The organism is Amnibacterium sp., assembly GCF_025463795.1.
Taxonomy (GTDB): Bacteria; Actinomycetota; Actinomycetes; order Actinomycetales; family Microbacteriaceae; genus Amnibacterium.
On record NZ_JAODBE010000194.1, the window covers coordinates 1 to 5,650 of the forward strand.

6 protein-coding genes and 1 tRNA gene are annotated in these 5,650 nt (G+C 71.8%); 1 reads left to right on the top strand and 6 read right to left on the bottom strand.

Annotated features, from left to right (window positions below; all coding sequences use genetic code 11):
• On the bottom strand, positions 1 to 350 hold a 350-nt coding region (locus JWQ92_RS16080), incomplete at its 3' end, for an FAD-dependent monooxygenase (RefSeq protein WP_297345474.1).
• A 15-nt stretch (positions 351 to 365) separates the two neighbouring features.
• Positions 366 to 797, bottom strand: a complete 432-nt coding sequence (locus JWQ92_RS16085) for a hypothetical protein (RefSeq protein WP_297345475.1) — start codon at positions 795 to 797, stop codon at positions 366 to 368.
• Between the two features lie 288 nt (positions 798 to 1,085).
• On the opposite strand from JWQ92_RS16085, the gene JWQ92_RS16090 reads away from it, so the two are divergent.
• Positions 1,086 to 1,162: transfer RNA gene (locus JWQ92_RS16090), tRNA-Pro, on the top strand.
• Positions 1,163 to 1,275: 113 nt separating this feature from the next.
• On the opposite strand, the gene pgi is transcribed toward JWQ92_RS16090, so the two are convergent.
• The 4 genes from pgi to JWQ92_RS16110 form a co-directional block, all read right to left on the bottom strand.
• The gene (gene pgi / locus JWQ92_RS16095; protein WP_297345476.1) at positions 1,276 to 3,027 is read right to left on the bottom strand and encodes a glucose-6-phosphate isomerase; all 1,752 of its coding nucleotides are present in this window, start codon (positions 3,025 to 3,027) and stop codon (positions 1,276 to 1,278) included.
• A gap of 109 nt (positions 3,028 to 3,136) precedes the next feature.
• Positions 3,137 to 3,562 carry a VOC family protein gene (locus JWQ92_RS16100; protein ID WP_297345477.1) on the bottom strand — a complete coding sequence of 142 codons (426 nt, stop codon included), beginning with the start codon at positions 3,560 to 3,562 and terminating at the stop codon, positions 3,137 to 3,139.
• Positions 3,563 to 3,885: 323 nt separating this feature from the next.
• Positions 3,886 to 4,122 carry an I78 family peptidase inhibitor gene (locus JWQ92_RS16105; protein WP_297345478.1) on the bottom strand — a complete coding sequence of 79 codons (237 nt, stop codon included), beginning with the start codon at positions 4,120 to 4,122 and terminating at the stop codon, positions 3,886 to 3,888.
• Complete coding sequence (locus JWQ92_RS16110; RefSeq protein ID WP_297345479.1) at positions 4,122 to 5,477, bottom strand: trypsin-like peptidase domain-containing protein; 1,356 nt, start codon at positions 5,475 to 5,477, stop codon at positions 4,122 to 4,124. The genes JWQ92_RS16105 and JWQ92_RS16110 overlap by 1 nt, the downstream gene beginning before the upstream one ends.
• Positions 5,478 to 5,650: the final 173 nt, after the last annotated feature.

Genomic DNA, 5,650 nt, shown 5'->3' on the forward strand with positions numbered 1-5,650 from the left:
TGCCGCACGAGCAGGTCGAGCAGGTCCCACTGCGGGGCGAGGGCGACCTCGTGGAACGGGTGGCGCGGGTTCACCTCGTCGAGCGGCTGGTGCACGAGCGGACCGTCCGTGGTGCGGAAGTCGATCGCCCGCATCCGGCCGCGCGCGATCCGGTCGAACTCGGGCAGCAGGCCGAGCTGGTCGAGGATCACCTGCGTCGACGGATGCACGGTGTCGCCGCGGAAGTCGCGGAGGAAGTCGGCGTGCTTCTCGAGCACGGTGACCTCGACGCCCTGGCGGGCGAGCAGCAGGCCGAGCATCACCCCGGCGGGGCCCCCGCCGGAGATCGCGACCGTGGTGGCGTCCGTCACGGCCCCAGTGTGCTCTCAGTCGTGCAGTTCCGGCAGGTCGAGGATCGACGGGTTCAGGGCCGAGGTCTCCGGGTCGAACCGGGGTTGCAACCAGCTGTTGAAGCGCTCGAGGACCGTGCCGACCGGAAGCACCTCCGCGACGCCGGCGAGGCCGGCCGCGGTCTCCGCGACGTGGCCGTCGAGTCCTCGCACGCAGTGCAGGGCGTCGGCCAGGGACTCCTCGTACCGTTCGGGCGTCATGGCCTCGAGGTCCGTGACCATCGCGGTGGTGGTCATGCCGAAGGACGCGACCCCCACGAAGGTGATCGAGCAGCTGCAGTAGGAGTGATCGGGCGCGAGCCCCCGTCCGCACGGCGTGGCGATCCAGACCAGCTCGCCCTCGACGCAGTCGTCGAAGTCGAGCCGGCGAGCACCCTGCGACCGCCGCGTCGCCACCAGCACCTTCATCGGAGCATCCCTCTCCCGTCGGACGGGAGGAATTCGGAGCACTCGGTCCATCCGATCGCCCTCGGCCGCCACGTCGTCACCCGGAACGACGAAGGAACGGCCGCGGCGGTTCATCGCCGAGGGGCGGCCGCCGGCTCGCGGCGCACTTCGAGACGCCGCGACCCCGGCGAAGCGTCCCGAACCGCGCCGCGGATCCGACCACTTCGGCGATGGACCCGTCGGAGGCGACCCCTCGGCCCGGCTACACTGTCGGAGGCTCGCGACGGCTCCACCCGTCGCGCGCCGCCACGGGCTGTGGCGCAGTTTGGTAGCGCACGTGACTGGGGGTCACGGGGTCGCAGGTTCAAATCCTGTCAGCCCGACCAGCATCATCCCTGGCCGCAGCCCCCTGCCCGCACCGAACCGGGCGACTTCCGACGAAGCGGGCGTGGAACGACGCCCGGAATGTCGGAACCCGCCCGGATCCGGGCCGGGCGAGCTACTCGCGCAGCTCCAGGTAGCGGCGGATGAGTGACTTCGTGGACGGGTCCTGCTGCTCGAGCGCATCCGCGTCGCCGGTGACGGCCGGGGTGATCTCCTGCGCGAGCTTCTTGCCGAGCTCGACACCCCACTGATCGAACGAGTCGATGCCCCAGACGGTGCCCTCGGTGAAGACGATGTGCTCGTAGAGTGCGATCAGCTGGCCCACCACCGACGGCGTGAGCGCCGGGGCGAGGATCGACGTCGTGGGCCGGTTGCCGCTGAAGACCCGCGCGGTGACGACCTTCTCGGCCGTGCCCTCGGCGCGCACCTCGTCGGCCGTCTTGCCGAACGCGAGCGCCTTCGTCTGCGCGAAGAAGTTCGCGAGGAAGAGCGCGTGCACGTCGGCCCCCGGCTGCACGGCTCCGCCGTCGCCCACCTCGTCCTTCAGCGGATGCGGCGGGTTCGCGACCGTGATGAAGTCCGCCGGGATGAGCCGGGTGCCCTGGTGGATCAACTGGTAGAACGCGTGCTGCCCGTTCGTGCCCGGCTCGCCCCAGAACACCTCGCCGGTGTCGGTGACGACGGGGGAGCCGTCCCAGCGCACCGACTTGCCGTTCGACTCCATCGTCAGCTGCTGGAGGTAGGCGGGGAAGCGGTGCAGGTACTGCGTGTACGGCAGCACGGCGTGCGTCTGCGCGTCGAGGAAGTTCGTGTACCAGACGTTCAGCAAGCCCATCAGCACGGGCACGTTGTGCTCGAGCGGCGCGGTGCGCATGTGCTCGTCGATGGCGTGGAAGCCCGCGAGGAACTCCGCGAACCGGTCGGGGCCGATCGCGATCGCCACGGAGGTGCCGATGGCGGAGTCGACGGAGTAGCGGCCGCCGACCCAGTCCCAGAAGCCGAACGCGTTGTCGGGGTCGATGCCGAACGCCTGCACCTTGTCGAGCGCGGTGGAGACCGCGACGAAGTGCTTGCTGACCGCCCCGGTGCGCGACTCGTCCGAGTCCTCGATCGCGCCGGCCTTCGCCAGCCCGTCCCAGAGCCACTGCCGGGCGAGCCGTGCGTTGGTCAGCGTCTCGAGGGTGCCGAAGGTCTTCGACGCGACGATGAACAGCGTCGTCTCCGGATCGAGGTCGTGCGTCTTCTCGTACACGTCCGAGGGGTCGATGTTCGAGACGAAGCGGACCTCGAGCCCCTCCTGCACGTACGGCTTCAGGGCCTCGTAGTCCATCACGGGACCGAGGTCGGATCCGCCGATGCCGATGTTCACGACGGTCGCGACCCGCTTGCCGGTGACACCGGTCCAGGCGCCGGAGCGGACGGCGTTCGCGAACCGGCCCATCTTGGCCAGCACGTTCTGCACGTCCTGATCGACGTTCTGCCCATCGACGGTGAACGGCCGCGGGGGCTCCACGTCGCCCGACGATGGCCGTCGCAGCGCGGTGTGCAGCACGGCGCGGTCCTCGGTCACGTTGATGTGCTCGCCGGTGATCATCGCGCGGTAGCGGCCGGGGATGTCGACGTCGTGCGCGAGCTGCAGCAGCGCCTGCAGGATCTCGTCGGTGAGGAGGTTCTTGGAGAGGTCGACCGTGAGATCGGCCGCCTGGAACGTGTACCGCTCCGCGCGGCCCGGGTCCTCGGCGAACCAGCCGCGCAGATCGGGCGAGAAGCTCTGCTGGATGCGGGCGAGGGCCGACCAGGCGTCGGTCGTCGTGGGGTCGACCGGGCCGCTCGTGCCGGTCGTGTCGGTGGGGGTCGTCGAGGTCACCGGGGCTCCATCGGTCGAATCGATCTCAGGTCGCACGCAGCGTGCACGCGCGTCCTCTGCTGCCGGTCCAGACCGTACGCCCCACCGCTGCGGGCTCGCTCCGGGTTGCCTACCAGGAGGGGATCGCCGGATCCGGCTGCAGGAACTCCAGCCGGTTGCCCGCCGGGTCGTCCGCGTAGAATCGGCGATGGCCGGGGAAGGCCTCCGGATCCCAGCGCACCGCCACGCCGTGCTCCTCGAACCGCCGTGCGAGGACGTCGAGATCGCCGACCCGGATGCCGGGATGCGCCTTCCGCGCCGGCCGGAAGTCGTCCTCGACGCCCAGGTGGATCTCGAGGCCGTCGCCGCGCACCCACAACCCGCCGCGCGCGGCGAGGACCGGCGGCTTCACGATCTCCGCCATCCCGAGCACCTCCAGGTAGAAGGGGCGCATCAGGTCCTCCGCTCCGCGCGGGATGGCCAGCATCACGTGGTGGAGGCCGAGCGACAGCCCGGTGTCGTGGTCGGGTCCGTAGCCCCGGGCGGAGGTGCTCATGCTTCGATCGTCGCAGGCCCCGGGGACACGGTCCGGACTCCTCCTCGTTCCCCCGAGTGGAGCCGTCATGGCTCGCCGGACGCCGACGCCCGGTTGGCGGAGGCGCTCGCGGAGGCGCTCGCGGAGGCGGACCGGCTCGAGGTCCGGACCGCCGAGGCCCGGCGGAGGAGGTGATCACACCTGTTCGGCTTCCGTGCGCAGCGCGGAGATCACCCGCCTGAAGCGGCGGAGCCAGTACGGGATCTTCATCACGGCCTACAACTCGTACGGCGTGCGCCGCACCATCCAGGGCGTGCTCACCACGAAGTAGGACCAGCGCCCGCTCAGCCGGCGCGCGCCTCTGTGACCCGGTCGTCCTCGTCGACGCGGAGGGTGATCCGTCCGGTGCCGAACTCGAGCGTGGTCCAGCCGGTGGGTCGGAGCACCTTCACCCGCAGGCCTGCGGTCGCGGCCGCTGCCTCGGCCTCCGCCAGGGGCCGGCCGAGCAGCGCCGCCGAATGGTCCGCCGCCCAGCGCCTCGCCTCCGCGGGGCCCTGGGCGGCCGTCCTCCCGTCCGTCATCAGTCGGCGGGGCCGGCGATGAGCGTCACGTGCACGGTGTGCGACGAGCCGCTGGTGTCGGAGTACGTCACCGAGACGGCGTCGCCGGGGGAGTAGGAGTGGAGCAGTGACGTGAGCGTCGACGCGGAGTCGACGGTCCTGCCGTTCACCGCCGTGATCACGTCACCGACCGCGAGGCCGGCGGATGCAGCCGGGGTGCCGTCGATCACCTGGCTGACGCCCGCGCCCCCGACCGTGGCCGCGGCGGAGACACCGATGCCCAGGAAGGCGGGCAGACCGAGCGTGATGTCGCTGCTCGTGCTGCCGGCGGTGATCTCGCCCGCGACCCGCACCGCCGTTCTGATCGGGATGGCGAAGCCGGTCACGGCGGAGGCGCCGGCGCTCGCCGCGGTGTCGATGCCCACGACCTGGCCGGAGCTGTTCTGCAGGGGGCCGCCCGAGTCGCCGGAGACGACGTCCGCGTTCGTCTCGATGAGGCCGGTGAGCGACTCGGAGGCGGATGCGCCCTCCGCCTGCGTGGTGATGGACTGCCCGAGGTCGGTGACGCTGCCGCTCGCCGCCGACAGGGTGCCGGTGCCGCCGGCGTTGCCCACGGCCGTGACCGGGTCGCCGACCGCGGCTGCCGAGGTGGCGAGCTTCGCGGTGGACAGCCCCGAGGCGCCCTTCAGCTGCAGCACCGCGATGTCGTCGGTGGCGTCCGTGCCCACGACGCTCCCGGTGTACGTCTTCCCGGTGGATTCGACCGTCACCCGGACCGAGGTGGAACCGTCGATCACGTGGTTGTTCGTGAGGATCTCGCCGTTCGCGGTCAGGACGATACCCGTCCCGGCGGCCTCGCCCGACTCGTAGCCGAGCGTCGAGACGACCGTGACGACGCCGACCTGCTGGGCCGCCGTCGCCGTGGTGCCGGTGCCGGTGCCGGTCGAGCCCGAGCCTGAGCTGGAGCCGCCCTGCGAGCCGAAGCCGCCGAAGGTGCCGTTCCCGGGGCCGAAGCCGCCGCTGGTCCCGGAGGACCCGGAGGACCCGGAGGACGACGATCCCGAGGATCCGGTCGAGGACTGGCCGAAGCCGTTCGTCGCGGCCGTCGGCTGCTGGGCGGTCTGCAGCCGCTCGGCGGCGATCGCGCCGCCACCCGCGCCGATGCCGAGCAGCACGACCGCCGCGGCGCCGAATCCGAGGATGCGGGTGGCGCGGGAATGCTTCGGTTCCGTCGGGGCGACCTGGGTCTCTTCGGGGAGGGCGTCCGCCTCGGCCTCGTCGGCGTGCCGGGTGAAGACGTCAGGGGAAGCGCCGTCCGCGGGGGACGGCCGGTGGATCTCGACGCCGTCCGCGTCGGGTGCCTCGTGTTCGTTCATGGGGACCATGAGACGCCTCGACCCGGTACGTCGGCCATGGCGCGTCCATACGGTTCCTATGAACGGTGCCGTCGCCGTGGCCCGTGGTCCCGCGGCTGCGTCGGCCCGCGCCGCGGCACGCACCGCGACCGCTTCGGGCCGTCCGCCCGGCTGCCGGCGCTCCGGCGGATACG